The organism is Shimia biformata (assembly GCF_016888515.1).
In the GTDB taxonomy this organism is placed as follows: Bacteria; Pseudomonadota; Alphaproteobacteria; order Rhodobacterales; family Rhodobacteraceae; genus Shimia_A; species Shimia_A biformata.
Genome location: NZ_JAFEJK010000001.1, coordinates 572,445 through 589,954, shown reverse-complemented (window position 1 = coordinate 589,954; position 17,510 = coordinate 572,445). Strand labels below are relative to the sequence as shown.

The following is a 17,510-nucleotide window of genomic DNA, read 5'->3' as shown; positions in this document are numbered from 1 at the left end:
GAATGTCGGCGGATTGAGGATCAGGCAGGTTTGCGCAGCATCGCCATATAGAAGCCGTCCATGCCACCCTTGTCCGCCCAGTAATCTGGACGCAACCGCAGCCCGCCTTCTTCAGTGATCCAGCCCATATCGACCCCGGGAAGAGCCAGCGCGTCGCGGTCTACGGTCAGGTCAGGGTGCCGTTTCAACACTTCGTCGATCTGACATTCGCCCTCGTCCGGCAAAAGACTACAGGTGCAGAAAACCAACCGCCCGCCGGGTTTCAGCAAAGTCAGGGCATGATCCAACATCCGCGCCTGAAGGTTGATAAGCGCCATGAAATCCGACCCGTCCTTGGCAAAGGGTAAATCGGGATGGCGGCGGATCGTGCCGGTGGCGGAACAGGGCGCATCCAGAAGGATGGCGTCCCATTCCCCGGTCAACTTGCGCATATCCATGGTGACGAGTTCGGCGCTCAGCTTCGTGCGGGTCAGATTTTCTTCCAACCGCGCCATGCGCGACTTGGCATCATCGACCGCCGTGACCGTCGCGCCCGTTGCTGCAATTTGCATCGTCTTACCGCCCGGCGCGGCGCAGAGGTCCAGCACCCTTTCGCCAGCTTGCGGCGCCAGCACTTTTGCGGGCAGTGCGGCGGCGGCATCCTGTACCCACCACGTTCCAGCGTTGTATTCTGGCAGACCCGAGACCCGCCCGGCCTCGACAAGGCGCACCGAACCCGTCGGCAACAGCGTGCCGCCAACTTCTGCGGCCAAGGCAGCAGCATCGCCCTTCGCGGTCAGGTCAAGCGGCGCGCCGGCGAAATGCGCCACTTCCATCGCGGCGACCACCTTGTCCCCGTATCCCGCCACCAGCGGCTCGCGCAGCCAATCGGGAAGCGCCGGCACCGGCATCGTGTCCCACATCGTCGGACCGTCCTTGGCGACCCGGCGCAACACGGCGTTGACCATACCTTTCATCGAGGCATGCTGGCGGGTCTTGGCGACAAGTGTGACCGCATCGTTTACGACCCCATGCGCGGCGCCTCCAGCGCAGAGTTCGATGACCGCCAGCCGAAGGATGTTCTGCACAGGCAAAGGCGGGATCCGCTCGACATAGTTGGACAAAAGCGCATCCGCACGACCCAATCCGCGCAGGGTCTCGGTGGCAAGGCGCTGTGCCCGCGCCCGGTCATCCCGTTCCAGCCGGTTCAACGCACCGCCGCCGATCAACTCTGACAACAGCCGTGCCTCGCCCAGAACCTGGTCAAGAAGATAGGCCGCGGCGCGGCGGGCGGGAATGCCGCTCTGGGACATCGGGACGCTCCTTTGATGGCTTGCCCATGACAGACGCGCGCATATATCAAGGGGCACCGACAAAAGGAAGCCTTGGCATGAGCGACGACCAAAACGACCGCCCCGATCTGCCCGACGCCGCAAAACGCGCACTGGCCGAAGCCGAGGAACGCCGCAAACAGGCCGCTGCCAAAAAACTGCCCAAAGAATATGGCGGCCGTGACGGTCCCGAGCCGGTGCGATATGGCGATTGGGAGAAAAAAGGCATCGCCATCGATTTCTGAGGCGCGAAACTTTTCAATGTTCCGGCATACAGCCTCGCCAGAGGCATCGCGGCTTCACAGCCCCAGCGCGCGCCGCCGTTCTTCTGCGAACCCCTGAACCAGCCTGTCCGCCACCAGCGCAAGGATCGCCATCGCAGCCCCCGCGGTCAGGCCCAGTCCGACGTCCGCCTGCCCCAGCGCGAGATAGATTGATTGCCCAAGCCCCGTAGTACCGATCAACGCGGCAATAACCAGCATCGCAAAGGCATAAAGGATGGTCTGGTTCAGCCCCAACAGGATCGTCGGCGCGGCGTAAGGTGCGCGCACCTCTCGCAGGATCTGCATCCTAGTCGCCCCGGCGCTTTCCGCAGCCTCGATCAGGTCCGGCGGGGTAGTGACCAGCCCGTGCCGGGTATAGCGGATCATCGGCACGACCGCGTACATGCAGATGGCGAGAAAGGCCGAGAACTCGCCGATCTGGAAGAACATCAACACCGGGATAAGAAAGACGAACAGGGGGATGGTCTGAAGGATATCGCAAACCGGCCGCAAGACGGCCCATGCGGTTTTGCTTAACGCTCCCCACAGCCCCAGCGCCCCACCGACCACAGCGCAGGCAAAGACCGAAGCGCCGGACAGGTAGAGCGACAACAGCGCGCGCTCCCACAGACCCGAAACACCGATCAGAACCAGAAGGATCACGCACAGACGGGACAGCTTCCAACCGCCCGAGATCCAGCCGATCGCTCCAACGCCGACCAACACAAAGGGCCAAGGCAATTGGGAAATTCCAGTCACCAGAATGCCTGCAACGATCATCGCGACAATCCCCGCCGTGACACGCCCGCGCAACACCAGGAAAACCGCCAGTAGACCCGCAACACCATATACGATGGCGCTGTGGACCGCCGTCCACTTGAACCCCCATGTGAATGGCAGGACCGCATCGTCCAACCCGATCCGAAGCGGCAGCAGGCCATAGAACATCGCACCGTTCTTGATCCCGTCCAGCGTCGCGCCATGGTTGGCGGTGAAACGTCCGACGCCCCGGTCGACGGCCTCGGCCAAACTGTCAAAGGCGCCAAACGTCGCCGGGTCTTGTGAGAAGAACACCACCGACATCAACCCGCCCAACAAAAGAATGCCCCAAGAAACCCTGCGGTCGTGGCGCTGACGGGGCTCGGCCAGTTTCGCTGACATTCGGTCAATGAGGATGGCAAAGACCACAATCACCAGCCCGGCAAGGAAGGCAGGGCCGAACTGAGCCTTGCGCATGGTCAGAAGAACTTCCCAGCCGATATCATCAAACCCGCCAATTACGGCGGCGATGATAACCATCGACAGTGCCGCCATAAGGCATTGGTTCACGCCAACCATGATCTGCGTTGCAGCGGCGGGTATTTCGACAAGGAACAGCTGTTGCCGCCGTGTTCCACCGGACATGACCGCCGCCTCTCGAATCTCGGCGTCGACACGCTCAAGCCCCAACAGCACGTTGCGCGCCATCGGCGGCGCGGCATAGATCGCCGATGCGATCAGCCCCACGACAGGACCAAATCCGAACAACACCAGAAGCGGTGTCAGATAGGCAAAGGTTGGCACGGTCTGCATCACGTCCAGCACCGCTTGAACCGCGCCCCTCAAACGCGGAACTTCAAAGGCAAGGATACCGATCGCCAGCCCCATGATCATTGCAAGCGGCACCGATACGACCACAAGCGCCAGCGTGTTCATGCTTTGGTGCCAATAGCCCGAGAGCAGCACGAACCCCAGACCCGCGGCACCAAGAAGCGCCATACGCAGCCCCCCCAGCACCCAGCCTATGGCCGTCACGAGCCCTATCACCAGCGGCCAGGGAGACTGCCCCAACACGTAGCCTGCGGCATTCATCGGATAGCTCATGGCCCATGAGAACCCCCGCGCCAGCGGCTTGAACAGCGCCAGAAAAGCGGACATGCCCGCCCCGACCCACTCGGTCATGGGCACGGTCAGCGCGGCGGGCCATTTCACCAGCCACGGCGCAATTGGCGCCAAAAGAAGGCACAGGACCAAAACGGTCAACGACATCAGCGCCGCAATGCTGCCCCGGCTCAAGCTCATCCGTGCTCGCCGCCCAGCGCACGGACAAAGCTCTCGGGATGCACGACGCCCACGACCTTGCCGTCGCCATCCTGCACCGGCACGGCCTCGAAACTGGCCGCGCACAGAGTCAGGGCAGTCTCTAGGTTCATGCCCGTCCGCAACTCGGGCCAATCCCCGGCAGGTGTGGTTTCGCCGACAGGCTCCATCACCTCGTCCAATGTCATGTGACGTCCGCGCGGTACGTCGCGCGTGAACTCGCGCACATAGTCATCTACCGGGTTCAGCACGATCTGGGTCGGCGTGCCGATCTGCACGATCTCGCCATCACGCATGATCGCGATACGATCCGCAAGTTTCAGCGCCTCGGCAATGTCATGGGTGATGAAAACGATAGATTTTTGAAGGTTTGACTGGATCGACAGGAACTCGTCCTGCAATTGCCTCCGGATCAGCGGATCCAGGGCCGAGAATGGCTCGTCCAGGAACCAGATATCCGGGTTCACCGCCAATGACCGGGCAATGCCGACGCGCTGCCGTTGTCCGCCCGACAATTCGCGAGGGAACGCATCCTCACGCCCCTCAAGCCCGACAAGGTTCAAAACCTCCAGCGCGCGCGCGCGACGCGCCGCCTTGCCCTCTCCTTTCATCTTGAGAGGGAAGGCAACGTTGTCGGCAACGCTCATATGCGGGAACAGGCCGAAATGCTGGAACACCATGCCCAACGTATCACGGCGCATCTCGATCAGGCGTTTGTCGGACGCAGTCAGGATATCCTCTCCGTTGATTCGCACTGCGCCAGCGGTCGGTTCGATCAACCGCGAGATACAGCGGACCAGTGTCGATTTCCCTGACCCCGAAAGCCCCATGATGACGAACAATTCGCCGCTGGCGACTTCGAATGACGCCTCACGCACCGCCGGGATCAAGCCGCGCGCCTTGAGCGTCGCGGCCGTACCCGCGCCATCGGCACGGGCCTCGGTCAAGGCGGCACGCGCATTTGGGCCGAAGACCTGCCAAAGGCCTTCGACCGCAATCGCAGGAGCGGTGTCCGTTCCCGTCATCGCTTAGTTGGTGGCCGCGTCCACGACGGGCTTCCACTTGCTCTCGTTCGCCGCCATCCACGCGCTGACGACCTCTTCCACCGACTTGCCATCGACATCGACCGCCCCCATCATCGGCTGCTGATCTTCTACGGCAAGCGTGTAATTCACAAGAATCTCATGCGCGGCGGGCCATTTGTCTTTCAGGCCAATCCAGCCGGCCTTGAAGATGCGGCTAGGGGAGAAGTCACAGTCATTGACCGCATTCGGGTTCGGCCCCCATGCCGGGTCTTCGAAACAAGCGGCTTCGCCGGGCGGCAGTTCGACGAATTTCACGTCATAGGCCGACATCGCCCAGTGCGGCTGCCAGAACGTGATCAGAAGCGGGGACTTCTTTTCTGTCGACGCACGGAGTTCCGCGATCAAGGCGCCTTCGGACCCGGCAGGTACAGCCTTGAACGGCAGGTCAAGCCCCGCCATGCGGTCTGCGCCGGGTGTGCCCCAGTCAGCAGGATAATCCACGAGACGGCCCATCGGCAGCGTCTCGGCGGTGGCGAAGTTCATCGCGCAGTCTTGCAGCGCTTCCCAGGCCGGAAGGCCGGGGCACAAGTCGGCGACGTGGGCCGGGTAAGCGATGCCTTCCTTGGCGTCCAGCCCAAGGTCCGAAAGCTCCTCAAGCTTGCCTTCGCCCTTCAGCACTTCATATTGATCCGACACGTTGGACGACCAGATTTCCAGCGTGGCGTGGATGTCGCCGTCAGCAATTGCCTGAAACTGGTTCAGCATACCGGCAGTGACAAACTCGACTTTGTAACCTGCGGCGCGCAGCATTTCGGCGGCGACATGCGTGGTGACGTGTTGGCCGGTCCATTCGTTGATCGCCAGCTTGATAGGTTCGTCCACGGCCCCCAATTCGGCGGCATGGGTGGCGGTGGTCAGCGCGGCGGCAATTGCCAGCGTCGACAGGCCAGTCTTGAATACGCGTGTCATCATTTTCTCCCGTTGGCTCGGCCAAAACTTGTATGGCCATTTAATTTTTTGATTGGCCGCATAAGATCACAGGAATCGCGACCTGCCAACAAAAAATACCACGGGATGCGTCACAGCGCGACGCGGCTTGGGTTCAAAGGCCAAGAACATCCATCATGTCGTATTCGCCGGGCTTCTTGTCCTGCCCCCAAAGCGCCGCCTTCAGCGCGCCGCGCGCAAAGACGCTGCGATCCGTTGCAATGTGACGCAGGATGATACGTTCACCCGGCGCCGCGAACATCACGTCATGCTCTCCGACGATATCGCCACCGCGGATCGCGGCAAAACCAATGTCGCCCCGCTTGCGCGCTCCGGTGATCCCGTCACGCGCCCGGTCCGCCACATCCGCCAGCGCCACGCCGCGCCCTTCGGCGGCGGCCTCGCCCAGCATAAGCGCCGTGCCCGAGGGCGCGTCGACCTTGTGATGATGGTGGGCCTCGATGATTTCGATGTCGAAGTCTTCGTCCAACGCCTCGGCGACTTTTCGGGTCAACCGGGTCAGCAGGTTCACACCCAACGACATGTTCCCGGCACGCACGATCACGGCATGATTGGCCGCGGGACCCAGCTTGGCGATCTGGTCGTCGGCCATACCCGTGGTACCGATCACATGCACCAAACGCGCCTGTGCCGCCAATCGTGCGAACTCAAGCGTCGCCTCGGGCGCGGTGAAATCAATCACCGCCTGCGCCGTTGCAAACGCCTCAAGCGGGTCGTCAGTCACCGTGACCCCCAGCGCCGCGCCGCCCATTACCTCGCCCAGATCGCGGCCAACCCAGGCGTGGCCCGAACGCTCGATCGCACCGACAAGCCGCGCCTTGTCGCTGTCCAGGACGGTGCGGATCAGCATCTGTCCCATCCGGCCTGATGCTCCGGTGATGACGATTCCGGGCAGGTCTTCCATGATCTTGTCTCCAATCGGCACTATGCCGCCTTGCTAGCCCATGACGGGGCGCTTGGCAAAGGGGCGCAGACAGCATAAGTGACGATGTATGGCAAAGAATGACATTCATGGCGCCGGTCCTTCGCAACGGCAACTCCGCGTCGGCGAACGCATCCGCCGGATTCTGTCCGAAGTTCTGATGCAGGGGGACATCCATGACCCGGACCTGAACCGTCTGTCGATCACGGTCAGCGAAGCCGCGGTTACCGGAGATCTGCGGATCGCCACGGTTTATGTTCTGCCGCTGGGCGGCAAGGGCAAAGAAGAAGTGCTGAAACTTCTGGGTCGCAACAAGGGCGAACTGCGCCACATCGTCGGCCGCAAACTGGGCCTGAAACACAGCCCCGAACTGCGTTTCCAGCTGGACGAAACCTTTGACCGCATGGACGAGACCCGCCGCATGCTGAACCAAGACCGCGTGCGTCAGGATCTCGACAAAGAGTGATGCGCGCGGCCCTGGCCCTTCTTCTGGCGCTTGTCGCGGCCCCGGTCGCCGCGGTGGAGTGCCGGAATATCCGTTTTGACGACACCCCATACACGATCTGCGAAGCAGCGGCCCGAAGCGATGACATCCGCCTGTTCCTGAAGGACGACACGGGAAAAGTCTTTGGCCAGTTCAGCGCCATCCGCAACAGCCTCGGCGACGGTGAAACACTGGTCATGGCGATGAACGGCGGCATGTATCACGCCGACCGCAGTCCTGTCGGGCTTTATCGCGACCAACACGGCGAGGCGCAGCGCCTTGTCACCACGGACGGACCGGGCAATTTCGGCCTTCTGCCCAACGGGGTATTCTGCATACGCGCCAACCGTGCGGACGTGATCGAGACGCGGGTCTTTGACCGCCGCAACCCGTCCTGCACATTCGCCACGCAATCTGGCCCTATGCTCGTAATAGATGGCAAGCTGCACCCGCGCTTCCTGCCTGACAGCACTTCGCGTTACATCCGCAATGGCGTTGGGACCAGTGCGGACGGCCAGAGTGTGGTCTTTGCCATTTCGCGCCAGCCGGTGACCTTCCACCAGTTCGGCCGCTTGTTCCGCGACGGACTGAAACTGCCAAGCGCTCTTTACTTCGACGGCAAGGTATCGCGCCTTTACGCGCCCTCGGTCAACCGGGACGATCCCGGGTTCAGACTGGGGCCAATCGTTGGAATCGTCAGCACAAACTGAACGGGCAGCTTCAATCCTGCGCAAATACTGGCGGCAATTGCGTCGCAACTCGGCCAAGGTTTGACAGGCTGAGAAAGCTGGGCTAACCCGCCGCCTTCAACGACGCATTTCCGAGGACAACATGGCACGCAAACGCAAAGGCCGCGACATCTCTGGATGGCTGGTGGTGGACAAGCCCGCCGGCATGACCTCGACCGCGGTGGTCAACAAGGTGCGCTGGGCGTTCCAGGCCAAGAAAGCCGGGCATGCCGGAACGCTGGACCCGGAAGCGACCGGCATCCTCGCCGTGGCGCTGGGCGAGGCGACCAAGACAGTGCCCTATGTCACCGACGACCTGAAATGCTACACCTTCACCGTCCGTCTGGGACAGGCCACCAACACCGATGACGCCGAGGGCGAGGTCATCGCTGAAAGCGATCAGCGCCCCAGTGACGCCCAGATCAAGGACGCGCTGGGCCAATTCGTCGGTGACATCATGCAGGTGCCGCCCAAGTTCTCGGCTGTCAGGATCGACGGTCAGCGCGCATACAAGCTGGCCCGCGATGGTGAGGACGTGACCATCGAACCGCGCCCACTCTGGGTCGAGGAATTGGTCATGACTGGCCGACCCGACGCCGACCACGTCACGCTTGAAATGACCTGCGGCAAAGGTGGCTATGTGCGCTCGATCGCGCGGGACCTTGGTCAGACGCTTGGCTGTCACGGCCATGTCCGCGAGTTGCGCCGCATCTGGTCCGGTCCATTTGAACTGAATGATGCGGTCACAATCGATGAGGTCGACGCGCTGGCGCAGACACCGGAACTGGACACGAAACTGCGCCCACTTGAGGACGGCCTGACCGATCTGCCGGAAGTAAAATGCACCGCCGAAGGCGCTGTGCGCCTGCGCAATGGCAATCCCGGCATGGTAATTGCCCATGACATCGACTACGGCGATGAATGCTGGGCCTCGCTTGACGGCCAGGCGGTGGCGGTGGGCGTCTTCAAGGCAGGTGAACTGCACCCTTCACGCGTCTTCCTGCACGGACAGGCATGACAATCATTCGAACCCATGACCGGAACGGCACCTCCTCGTCGGCGGTCTATTCCGACTGCGAAACCTATCGCTATGCGCTGACCAGGGTCTGGGAGTCTGACGGCAGGCGGGTTCTGTTCATCATGCTGAACCCGTCGAAGGCAACAGAAATGCAGAACGATCCCACGGTCGAGCGATGTGAACGGCGCGCACGCGCGCTTGGATTCGGCGCCTTCCGTGTCGTCAATATTTTTGGCCTACGGGAAACTGACCCCAAAAAGCTGCGCGCACATCCCGCGCCGACCGGCCCCGAGAACGATGCCCAGGTACTGGAAGCCTGTGACTGGGCTGACGTTATCATCGCAGGTTGGGGCGCACATGGCGAGCATCTTGGTCGGGGTGCAGATATGGCCGCCGTTCTGCGCGAGTCCGGTCGCACCATACTCTGTCTTGGTCGGACCAAGGCCGGCCACCCGCGACACCCGCTCTACATCGCTTATCGCCAGTCACCTGTCCGCTGGGCGCCCTGAAACGATCGGGCGGTCGCGTTAACCAATCTACCAGTCTATTGTTCCCTTTTGGTTCCGTATGGAGCAACCTGTGCCGTGGGGTAGTGTAGAAGGTGGTATCATGCTGCTGTTGGCAGGATTGCTTGGTGTTGCAGCCTTTGGCGCGGTCGCGATGGCGTCGCTGGACTTTTCCGATCTTCTGGTCGAAGCGGAAGAGGACAGCGCAAATTCCGACGAAAATGACGGCAATCCCGATACCCATCAGATGACTGGGACTTCCGGTGACGACATCCTTTCGGGCAGCGATGCACCCGACTTTATGTCTGGCAGCGCAGGTGACGACCAGATGAACGGCTATGCCAGCGATGACTCGCTGGAGGGTGGCGCGGGCGACGACCAGCTGTTCGGTGATGACGGAAACGATGATCTCGACGGCGGCGAAGGGCACGACACTTTGCACGGTGGCGACGGAATGGACTTTCTGGTTGGCGGCCAAGGTGACGACGCGCTTTATGGCCATGGCGGTGCCGATGACCTGCGTGGGGGTGACGGCGATGATACTCTGTTCGGCGGGTTTGACGGCGATGTGCTGGAGGGCGGCGTGGGCGATGACGCCCTGCATGGCGGCGAAGGGGCGGATTCCTTGAATGGCGGCGCGGGAGAAGACTCACTTTTTGGCGGCACGGGCGATGATTTGATCGATGGCAGCGGGGAAACTGGCGAAGGTGAGATCGACTATCTCAACGGCGGGGCGGGCGATGACGTTCTGATCGCCGGTTTGCGCGACATCCTGACGGGAGGATCCGGTGCGGACCAGTTTGTCATCGACGCCGGACTATCGTCAGAGACGGGGGCTATGGTCGTGGATTTCGACCCGGTCGAAGACCAGCTGGTCCTGACCTATGACAGCGCAGGCAGTGAACCTGAAGTCACGTTGATGCCCGATACCGAGATCAACGGGGCGATAAACTTGCTGGCCGACGGGCAAGTTGTCGCCACCATACTCAATGCCGAGGGGCTGGTTGCCGACGACATCATGTTGTTACCTCAACCTGCGGCGTGACCCACCGGCAAGACCCTTTCCTTTTCCAAAGAATCCCTCTATACGCGCGCATCCGCTCTCGAAATGGGCGGATTTCTCCATAGGACCCTGCTGGACGACATCCCGGCTTGCGCCCTTAACCCTTTGTCAAAGGAGACCCCGATGTCGATCACTGTTGAAGAAAAAAACCGCGTCATGAAGGAATTCGCAACCAAGGAAGGCGACACCGGTTCGCCCGAAGTCCAGGTTGCCATCCTGTCCTCGCGTATCGCGACCCTGACCGAACACTTCAAGACCCACAAGAAAGACAACCACGGCCGCCGTGGTCTGCTGAAAATGGTTGCTCAGCGCCGCAAGCTGCTGGACTACCTGAAAGGCAAGGATGAGGTCCGTTATCAGGACCTGATCCAGCGTCTGGGTCTGCGCCGCTAATCCAGCGCAAATCAGTCAAATAGAAACACCCGCGGATGGCCTGTCCGCGGGTGTTTTTCATTTTGCGCGTCCGCAAGGCCCAACACTGCGTGGCCATTATTGATAGGGCAAAACCGCGTTCGCGTTCATCGCATAGCTGACCGACACTTCGCCATTTCCATCAACATACCGGATTTCGGTAACACGGGATTCGCCCCGCAACTCTCCGGTGATCCACACCGGGGTATACAGCCCTTCGACCTTGAACCCCTCAGGGTAGACGACATGCACCATTTGGTTTGCCGGCGGCGGCGGTGTGTGAATACAGGCGCCGACGGTTGGCACCAGAAGGAACTCAGTCACCAGATCGCCCCGGACGTCCAATGGCAGGACATACCCCGGAATACGCACAGTCTGGCCAAGCAGGTCGTCATTTGTCCGGGCGTCCGCACTCATCCGCGCATCCATCATGATCAAGCGCTGTTCGAACAGCCAGTCAGGATCAAGCCCCTGACTGGTCAGTTTGGACCGGATCGTTTCAATGTCCTGCTTGGCCTCTTCCGTGCGCTCTTCGACCGGCACATCCTCTAGCGTCAGCAACGTTGCCAACTGGCGCAACTGGTCTTGCGAAAGCTCGGCGAACGGGTTGGAAATCTCTTCGGTCACCGGCGGGACAAGCTCGTCCCAGTAGACTGCGCGGTCCTCGCCGGCAAACGACATGTTTGCTCCAATAAGAGCCGCACAAACCGATCCCACAAGAATACGCATTCCAAATCTCCGAGTTACAATCTAACGGCCAATCCATCCGCCAGCGTCATGCGATAGACCCGCCACGCGGGAATCAACCCTGCGACCGCACCAAAACAGAAGATGGCGGCAAGCAAAACCCATTCTTGATCCACAGGCACCACCGCCCCCAGTCCGAACCCGTATTGCGCCGTCAAAATCGGGTCGGCGACAAAGGTAACGCCAGCAAGCATTGCCACCCCCAAAACCAACCCAACAAGGGTCACCAGGCAGGCTTCGATCACGATCTGACCACAGACCCATCCCGGCGTCGCCCCGACTGAGCGGAAAATCGCAAACTCGCGTCGTCGCGACTCAAGTGAGGCCATCAGCATAACGACCATGCCGATCATCCCCGCGATGGCAACTGCAACCGCCATGACCTGTAACGCGGTCTCGGCCGTCCCCGTAATGCTCCAGAGCGCCAGTAGCGCCACATTGGGCAACACTGCGGACAGGGCTTCGGTCTTGTACTCGGCAATCATCCTTTGGATCGACAAAACCGCTGTCTTGTCCTTCAAACCGACGTAAATCGCATTGATCGTGTTCGGCTCATGTTCGTGTTCATGCGCAGCGTCATCATGGCTGTCATGCCCATGTTCTTCATGTGCCTCGTGACCCTCTTCGACATGTTCCTCATGTTCGTGGTCGTCATGCGCATCGTGACCAGGCTCGTCATGTTCGCCATGTTCGTGGTCGTCGTGTTCCTCATGCGAGTGATCGTCGTGTGCATCGTGACCGGCCTCGTGATGTTCCTCGTGTGCGTGGCTGTCATCCGACGGTTCCGGCACACTTGCGAGAGCGCTCAGTGGATCGGCTTCCGCATCATCGGGGTCCTGATGCAGGGCATCGAAACCTTCTGTCGACACGATGACCATACGATCAACTGCTGTTCCGGTTTCCGTCAAAACACCCGAGATTACGAAGGGCGCTTCGTCATGGACATCAAAGGCAACCGCCCCGGATCCGTGCGCATTGATGATCACGTCGCCAGGAGCATACCCGAACCTCGCCGCCACCTCCGCACCGACAACGGCACCATCTGATGTTTCAAACGGGCCACCTGCGGCAAATGAAAGCGCCCCGCTCTCGGTCTGACCATAGCGGTCAAAATAGGCACGCGTTGTTCCGATGACCGGGAACCCGCGGTGATTGTCACCCATCATGATCGGAACCGCCCACTCGACCGGGTCCAGCCCCTCGACCATTTTCAACACGCTCGTGTCAATGCCAGCACCGGTCGAGCCGACGCCAAAAACCGTAGCGAGCAGGATTTGCACGTCATTCCCGCGTGCGGCAATAATCAGGTCGATCCCCGACGCGGAGTTGGCAAAGCCTTTGCGCGCCTCATTTCGGAGGCGCTCAACGCCCAGGATCAGCGCCACGCTCATCGCGATGGACAACACTGCCAGGCCTACCGAAAACCGCCTGTTCCACAGACTTTTCATCCCCAAACCGATCATCGCGTGGCACCTCCGGCGTTGATGTCGCGGATATCCAGGCTTCGATCAAAAAGCGGCGCGAGCGACTTGTCGTGACTGACAAAAAGCAAACTGGCTCCGCTGTCGCGGCATTCCTGCTGCAATAGCGAGACAAAGCTCTCCTTGGCATCTTCGTCCAGCGCCGAGGTCGGCTCGTCCGCCAACACCAGCCCGGGTTTTCCGATCAGCGCCCGCGCGGCGGCGACCCGTTGCTGTTGTCCGACACTGAGAGAAGAAGCGGGTTTGTCCAAAACCGAAGCATCGTCCAGTTTGAGCGCTGACAGAAGGGCGCGTGCGGTGTGAATTGGGTCGCTGCCCGATCGGTCCCGACGTACCGTCGAGAAGCGGCACGGCAAAAGCACGTTTTCAACTGCATTAAGCCAAGGCACCAGATTGAACACCTGAAAAATCATCCCGACATGATCGGCCCGGAAACGATCCCGCGCAGCCCCGCGCAGAACGCCGACATCCGTACCATCTATTTCCACGGACTTGGCTGGCACATCGACCACACCAGACAGGGTCGCGAGAAGTGTGGATTTTCCTGCCCCGCTTGGACCGCCCAGAAAGAGGCTTTCTCCGGCGGCAAGATCAAGGGACGGCAGGTCCAGTGTCGGGGCAGATGCCCCCGGCCACGAAAACTTGAGATCTCGAATGGAAAGTAAAGGCATAATTCCTGACAATTTGACTGTGTGACGACAGCAACTGGACGTCATGTTATAACATACACCTCATATGGCCAAATCGTGCAGACATGTCAAACCGGACTTTCAGGATCAATGCCAACTCGGAATATGGTGCCTCTTCTCAGGATTTCAAAAACCACCCGACATTGGGCAATCGCTTCAATTTCTGGCGCTAGCCACGTTGGATGGGTTTTCGAAACTGGCCCCCGACTTGTCTTTTGAAAGCCGTACGAGGAGGGGGATGCACCACGTCGCATCCGTCGCTCACAATTTCCGATGCCCGAAAAGCATCCGGCGCAGAGTTCCGTTGCGGTGCCAGAAGGCACCAACCACATGCACAATGACCAAAAGCGCCAGGAGTTTGCCCAAGGCACCGTGGACGATAAAGCCCACGGACTCCCATTGTTCCGAGACCGGCGCAATGGGTGGTAAAACCCACCTGTTGAACAGTACGGTGTCGATCCCTGTAGCTGAACTGGCCACCCAACCCGAAAGCGGCAGGGCCAGCATCAATGCATAAAACGATCGTTGCACAGCGCGGGACAGGCGAAGTTGCCAAACCGCCAGGTCGGGGATCGGACCCGGTGGCGGGGACCACGCGTGCCAGCCGATCCTCAGCATCGAAAGGACCAAAAGCGTGAAGCCCACTGTTTTATGTGCGCCATACATCCAAAGCCGGTCCAGCGCGGGCTCCATCCCGGCAAGATAGGTGCCAAAAACAAGCATCGCGATCAGCGCCAGCGCCATCAGCCAGTGCAACCCGCGCGTGACCCACCCGAACCCGGCATCATTATTGTAGGCAGCCATGTTACCCCCTGATCTGATCAATCCGCACAAGGATATCAAGCTCGACCACATCGCCGACCATGTCGGCCCATCCCGTCGCCCCGAATTCACTGCGCCGGACGGTTCCATTCAACCGGACCGACATTCTGGATCGGTCCCCGGCCTGCGTTCCCCTTTGACGAAATACCTGCGCCTCCAACATGACCGGCCGCGTCACTCCCCGGATCGTCAGATCCCCTGTCAGCGTCGCTGAAGTTGTCCCGACCGCAAGCGACCGGCTTTCAAACGTCAGTGTCGGAAATTGTGAAACTGCAAGTACCTTGGGCCCGGTCATCGCCTGTGTCGCAAAGGGAAAACTTGCTCGTGCCCCGGTCGCATCCAGCACGACACGAACGAAGCTGCTGGCAGCGCGATCAAAATCAAGTTGCACCTCAGCTGTGGCAATCGGGATCGTTCCGGTGATCCGGTCAGACCCGAACGTGGCAACAAACCCGACCCGCGACCGTGTCGGATCAAGATCATAGTGCAATGGCTCTGCCATCAGTGGCCCCGACAGCAATGCAATCAGCGACACAACGCGCAATAACAGGTTCATTCTCGAAACCTAGTGCGATCGCCGCCACTCCCCAATTCACGGTTTCGGCATCTACTCGCCAGAAGTCGTCAAACCAACAATCCTGTTTCCAAAGGGCTTGTTTTGCTGTATGGCCCCCGCATCTGAGACGTGACGCACTGACCCCGGCGCATGATTAGGATGAGGGGTCGGCGGCAATGGGGCCGCCATTGAAACGGAAGACCCGGGAGGGCCCGGGAGTGCTTCCAGACAGGATACGTAAATGTTTGATGTAACCAAGAAGAGCATGGAGTGGGGCGATGAAACCCTCACTCTGGAAACGGGCAAGATTGCCCGTCAGGCCGATGGCTGCGTGATCGCCACCCTAGGCGAAACCAGCGTCATGGCTGCGGTGACCTTTGCAAAGGCACCGAAACCGGGTCAGGACTTCTTTCCGCTGACCGTCCACTACCAGGAAAAATACTATGCCGCGGGCAAAGTGCCCGGTGGCTTCTTCAAGCGCGAGGCGCGGCCGACCGAAAAGGAAACCCTGACCGCGCGCCTGATCGACCGTCCGATCCGTCCGTTGTTCGTCCCCGGCTTCAAGAACGAAGTTCTGGTGATGTGCACCGTTCTGAGCCACGATCTGGTCAATGACCCCGATATCGTTGCGATGATCGCAGCCTCGGCTGCGCTGACTATCTCGGGCGCGCCTTTCATGGGTCCGATCGCCGGTGCGCGCGTTGGCTATGAAAACGGTGAATACGTGCTGAACCCGTCGGTCGACGACATGCACGACCTGCGAAACAACCCCGAGCAGCGTCTCGACCTCGTTGTCGCGGGCACCAAAGACGCCGTGATGATGGTGGAATCGGAAGCGTATGAGCTGTCCGAAGCCGAGATGCTGGGCGCCGTGAACTTTGCCCACAACGCCATCCAGCCGGTCATCGACCTGATCATCTCGCTGGCCGAAGACGCGGCGAAAGAGCCGTTTGACTTCCAGCCCGCCGATTACTCGGAGTTGTACGAAGCGGTCAAAGCAGCCGGTGAAGACCAGATGCGCGCCGCATTTGCCATCACCGACAAGCAAGAGCGCACCGCCGCTGTTGCCGCCGCGCGCGAAGCAATCGTCGCCGCTCTGACCGAGGAACAGGCAGAAGACGCCAACCTGGGTTCGGCATTGAAGAAACTGGAAGCAGGCATCCTGCGCGGTGACGTCGTCAAAACCGGCACCCGCATCGACGGCCGTAAAACTGACGAAGTCCGCGACATCGTCTGCGAAACCGGCCTTCTGCCCCGGACTCATGGCTCGGCGCTGTTCACGCGTGGCGAAACCCAAGGGCTGGTCGTGACCACGCTGGGCACCGGCGATGACGAGCAGATCATCGACGCGCTGCACGGGAACTTCCGTTCGAACTTCCTCTTGCACTACAACTTCCCGCCGTACTCGGTTGGTGAAGCTGGGCGCGTTGGCCCTCCGGGCCGTCGTGAAATCGGTCACGGCAAACTGGCCTGGCGCGCGCTTCAGGCCGTTCTGCCCGCCGCCACCGATTTCCCCTACACCATCCGCGTCGTGTCCGAGATCACCGAGTCCAACGGCTCGTCCTCGATGGCATCGGTCTGCGGCGGTTCGCTGTCGATGATGGACGCAGGTGTTCCGCTGAAATCGGCCGTGGCCGGTGTTGCCATGGGCCTGATCCTTGAGGACAGCGGCGACTATGCCATCCTGACCGACATTCTCGGTGACGAGGATCACCTCGGCGACATGGACTTCAAGGTTGCTGGCACCGAAAACGGCATCACCTCGCTTCAGATGGACATCAAGGTCGCAGGCATCACGCCCGAGATCATGGAAAAAGCTCTGGCACAGGCGAAAGATGGCCGGATGCACATCCTGGGCGAGATGAACAAGTCGATCTCGGGTGCCGCGGACTTCTCGGTCCACGCACCGCGCATCGAGACCATGAACATCCCGACCGACAAAATCCGTGAAGTGATCGGCTCGGGCGGCAAGGTCATCCGCGAGATCGTCGAGGTTTCGGGCGCCAAGGTCGACATCAACGACGACGGCGTGATCAAGATCGCGTCGCCGAACGGTGACTCGATCCAGAAGGCCTATGACATGATCTATTCGATCGTGGCAGAGCCGGAAGAAGGCAAGATCTATGACGGCAAGGTCGTCAAGATCGTCGACTTCGGCGCCTTCGTGAACTTCTTTGGCAAGCGCGACGGCCTGGTCCACGTGTCCCAGATCGAAAACCGCCGCCTGAACCATCCTTCGGACGTTCTGAAGGAAGGCCAGGACGTGAAGGTCAAACTTCTGGGCTTTGACGATCGCGGCAAGGTTCGCCTGTCGATGAAAGTTGTCGACCAGGAAACCGGAGAAGAAATCGCTCCGGAAATGAAAGAGAAGAAAGAGGACTGATCCCTCTCTTCGACA

The 17,510-nt window shown here is 60.5% G+C and carries 18 protein-coding genes; 8 read left to right on the top strand and 10 right to left on the bottom strand.

The window, feature by feature from the left end:
- Window positions 1-20: 20 nt before the first annotated feature.
- Complete coding sequence (locus tag JQ863_RS02785; protein ID WP_204112805.1) at window positions 21-1,292, bottom strand: RsmB/NOP family class I SAM-dependent RNA methyltransferase; 1,272 nt, start codon at window positions 1,290-1,292, stop codon at window positions 21-23.
- Between the two features lie 77 nt (window positions 1,293-1,369).
- Between JQ863_RS02785 and JQ863_RS02780 the strand changes: the two genes are divergently transcribed.
- Window positions 1,370-1,555, top strand: coding sequence for a DUF1674 domain-containing protein (locus tag JQ863_RS02780; RefSeq protein ID WP_204112804.1), 186 nt, complete (start codon window positions 1,370-1,372; stop codon window positions 1,553-1,555).
- Between the two features lie 54 nt (window positions 1,556-1,609).
- On the opposite strand, the gene JQ863_RS02775 is transcribed toward JQ863_RS02780, so the two are convergent.
- The 4 genes from JQ863_RS02775 to dapB all read right to left on the bottom strand — a co-directional run bounded on the left by JQ863_RS02775 (window position 1,610) and on the right by dapB (window position 6,589).
- Window positions 1,610-3,634, bottom strand: coding sequence for an ABC transporter permease (locus JQ863_RS02775; RefSeq protein ID WP_204112803.1), 2,025 nt, complete (start codon window positions 3,632-3,634; stop codon window positions 1,610-1,612).
- The gene (locus JQ863_RS02770; protein WP_204112802.1) at window positions 3,631-4,677 is read right to left on the bottom strand and encodes a quaternary amine ABC transporter ATP-binding protein; all 1,047 of its coding nucleotides are present in this window, start codon (window positions 4,675-4,677) and stop codon (window positions 3,631-3,633) included. Before JQ863_RS02770 ends, JQ863_RS02775 begins: the two co-directional genes overlap by 4 nt.
- A 3-nt stretch (window positions 4,678-4,680) precedes the next feature.
- Window positions 4,681-5,646: an ABC transporter substrate-binding protein gene (locus JQ863_RS02765; RefSeq protein ID WP_204112801.1), complete on the bottom strand. Its 966-nt coding sequence runs from the start codon at window positions 5,644-5,646 to the stop codon at window positions 4,681-4,683.
- Window positions 5,647-5,779: 133 nt separating this feature from the next.
- A complete protein-coding gene (dapB, locus tag JQ863_RS02760; RefSeq protein ID WP_204112800.1) occupies window positions 5,780-6,589 on the bottom strand; it encodes a 4-hydroxy-tetrahydrodipicolinate reductase in 810 nt (269 codons plus the stop codon).
- A gap of 88 nt (window positions 6,590-6,677) precedes the next feature.
- Between dapB and rbfA the strand changes: the two genes are divergently transcribed.
- The 6 genes from rbfA to rpsO all read left to right on the top strand — a co-directional run bounded on the left by rbfA (window position 6,678) and on the right by rpsO (window position 10,799).
- A complete protein-coding gene (gene rbfA, locus JQ863_RS02755) occupies window positions 6,678-7,073 on the top strand; it encodes a 30S ribosome-binding factor RbfA (protein ID WP_204112799.1) in 396 nt (131 codons plus the stop codon).
- Entirely contained in the window at window positions 7,073-7,801 is a 729-nt protein-coding gene (locus tag JQ863_RS02750) for a phosphodiester glycosidase family protein (protein WP_204112798.1), read from the top strand. The genes rbfA and JQ863_RS02750 overlap by 1 nt, the downstream gene beginning before the upstream one ends.
- A 121-nt stretch (window positions 7,802-7,922) precedes the next feature.
- Window positions 7,923-8,837: a tRNA pseudouridine(55) synthase TruB gene (gene truB / locus JQ863_RS02745; RefSeq protein WP_204112797.1), complete on the top strand. Its 915-nt coding sequence runs from the start codon at window positions 7,923-7,925 to the stop codon at window positions 8,835-8,837.
- Window positions 8,834-9,346 (top strand): DUF1643 domain-containing protein, encoded by a 513-nt coding sequence (locus tag JQ863_RS02740; protein WP_204112796.1) that lies wholly within the window; start codon window positions 8,834-8,836, stop codon window positions 9,344-9,346. The genes truB and JQ863_RS02740 overlap by 4 nt, the downstream gene beginning before the upstream one ends.
- A 100-nt stretch (window positions 9,347-9,446) precedes the next feature.
- Window positions 9,447-10,388 carry a calcium-binding protein gene (locus tag JQ863_RS02735; RefSeq protein WP_204112795.1) on the top strand — a complete coding sequence of 314 codons (942 nt, stop codon included), beginning with the start codon at window positions 9,447-9,449 and terminating at the stop codon, window positions 10,386-10,388.
- A gap of 141 nt (window positions 10,389-10,529) precedes the next feature.
- Entirely contained in the window at window positions 10,530-10,799 is a 270-nt protein-coding gene (rpsO, locus tag JQ863_RS02730; protein ID WP_204112794.1) for a 30S ribosomal protein S15, read from the top strand.
- 96 nt (window positions 10,800-10,895) lie between these two features.
- Here the strand turns inward: rpsO and JQ863_RS02725 are convergent, their stop codons facing one another.
- The 5 genes from JQ863_RS02725 to JQ863_RS02705 all read right to left on the bottom strand — a co-directional run bounded on the left by JQ863_RS02725 (window position 10,896) and on the right by JQ863_RS02705 (window position 15,112).
- Window positions 10,896-11,498 carry a DUF3299 domain-containing protein gene (locus tag JQ863_RS02725; RefSeq protein ID WP_204112793.1) on the bottom strand — a complete coding sequence of 201 codons (603 nt, stop codon included), beginning with the start codon at window positions 11,496-11,498 and terminating at the stop codon, window positions 10,896-10,898.
- A 62-nt stretch (window positions 11,499-11,560) separates the two neighbouring features.
- Window positions 11,561-13,012 carry an FtsX-like permease family protein gene (locus tag JQ863_RS02720; protein WP_275411547.1) on the bottom strand — a complete coding sequence of 484 codons (1,452 nt, stop codon included), beginning with the start codon at window positions 13,010-13,012 and terminating at the stop codon, window positions 11,561-11,563.
- 11 nt (window positions 13,013-13,023) lie between these two features.
- Complete coding sequence (locus JQ863_RS02715; RefSeq protein WP_204112791.1) at window positions 13,024-13,716, bottom strand: ABC transporter ATP-binding protein; 693 nt, start codon at window positions 13,714-13,716, stop codon at window positions 13,024-13,026.
- 279 nt (window positions 13,717-13,995) lie between these two features.
- A complete protein-coding gene (locus JQ863_RS02710) occupies window positions 13,996-14,538 on the bottom strand; it encodes a cytochrome b (RefSeq protein ID WP_204112790.1) in 543 nt (180 codons plus the stop codon).
- A 1-nt stretch (window position 14,539) separates the two neighbouring features.
- The gene (locus tag JQ863_RS02705; RefSeq protein ID WP_204112789.1) at window positions 14,540-15,112 is read right to left on the bottom strand and encodes a YceI family protein; all 573 of its coding nucleotides are present in this window, start codon (window positions 15,110-15,112) and stop codon (window positions 14,540-14,542) included.
- Window positions 15,113-15,353: 241 nt separating this feature from the next.
- Here JQ863_RS02705 and pnp point away from each other — a divergent pair, with 241 nt between their 5' ends.
- Window positions 15,354-17,495, top strand: a complete 2,142-nt coding sequence (gene pnp, locus JQ863_RS02700; protein WP_204112788.1) for a polyribonucleotide nucleotidyltransferase — start codon at window positions 15,354-15,356, stop codon at window positions 17,493-17,495.
- Window positions 17,496-17,510: the final 15 nt, after the last annotated feature.

Bases quoted from the DNA above. Each gene is read 5' to 3' on its own strand.
- JQ863_RS02785 (WP_204112805.1), bottom strand. From the start codon at position 1,292: ATGTCCCAGAGCGGCATTCCCGCCCGCCGCGCCGCGGCCTATCTTCTT.
- JQ863_RS02780 (WP_204112804.1), top strand. From the start codon at position 1,370: ATGAGCGACGACCAAAACGACCGCCCCGATCTGCCCGACGCCGCAAAA.
- JQ863_RS02775 (WP_204112803.1), bottom strand. From the start codon at position 3,634: ATGAGCTTGAGCCGGGGCAGCATTGCGGCGCTGATGTCGTTGACCGTT.
- JQ863_RS02770 (WP_204112802.1), bottom strand. From the start codon at position 4,677: ATGACGGGAACGGACACCGCTCCTGCGATTGCGGTCGAAGGCCTTTGG.
- JQ863_RS02765 (WP_204112801.1), bottom strand. From the start codon at position 5,646: ATGACACGCGTATTCAAGACTGGCCTGTCGACGCTGGCAATTGCCGCC.
- dapB (WP_204112800.1), bottom strand. From the start codon at position 6,589: ATGGAAGACCTGCCCGGAATCGTCATCACCGGAGCATCAGGCCGGATG.
- rbfA (WP_204112799.1), top strand. From the start codon at position 6,678: ATGGCAAAGAATGACATTCATGGCGCCGGTCCTTCGCAACGGCAACTC.
- JQ863_RS02750 (WP_204112798.1), top strand. From the start codon at position 7,073: ATGCGCGCGGCCCTGGCCCTTCTTCTGGCGCTTGTCGCGGCCCCGGTC.
- truB (WP_204112797.1), top strand. From the start codon at position 7,923: ATGGCACGCAAACGCAAAGGCCGCGACATCTCTGGATGGCTGGTGGTG.
- JQ863_RS02740 (WP_204112796.1), top strand. From the start codon at position 8,834: ATGACAATCATTCGAACCCATGACCGGAACGGCACCTCCTCGTCGGCG.
- JQ863_RS02735 (WP_204112795.1), top strand. From the start codon at position 9,447: ATGCTGCTGTTGGCAGGATTGCTTGGTGTTGCAGCCTTTGGCGCGGTC.
- rpsO (WP_204112794.1), top strand. From the start codon at position 10,530: ATGTCGATCACTGTTGAAGAAAAAAACCGCGTCATGAAGGAATTCGCA.
- JQ863_RS02725 (WP_204112793.1), bottom strand. From the start codon at position 11,498: ATGTCGTTTGCCGGCGAGGACCGCGCAGTCTACTGGGACGAGCTTGTC.
- JQ863_RS02720 (WP_275411547.1), bottom strand. From the start codon at position 13,012: ATGAAAAGTCTGTGGAACAGGCGGTTTTCGGTAGGCCTGGCAGTGTTG.
- JQ863_RS02715 (WP_204112791.1), bottom strand. From the start codon at position 13,716: ATGCCTTTACTTTCCATTCGAGATCTCAAGTTTTCGTGGCCGGGGGCA.
- JQ863_RS02710 (WP_204112790.1), bottom strand. From the start codon at position 14,538: ATGGCTGCCTACAATAATGATGCCGGGTTCGGGTGGGTCACGCGCGGG.
- JQ863_RS02705 (WP_204112789.1), bottom strand. From the start codon at position 15,112: ATGAACCTGTTATTGCGCGTTGTGTCGCTGATTGCATTGCTGTCGGGG.
- pnp (WP_204112788.1), top strand. From the start codon at position 15,354: ATGTTTGATGTAACCAAGAAGAGCATGGAGTGGGGCGATGAAACCCTC.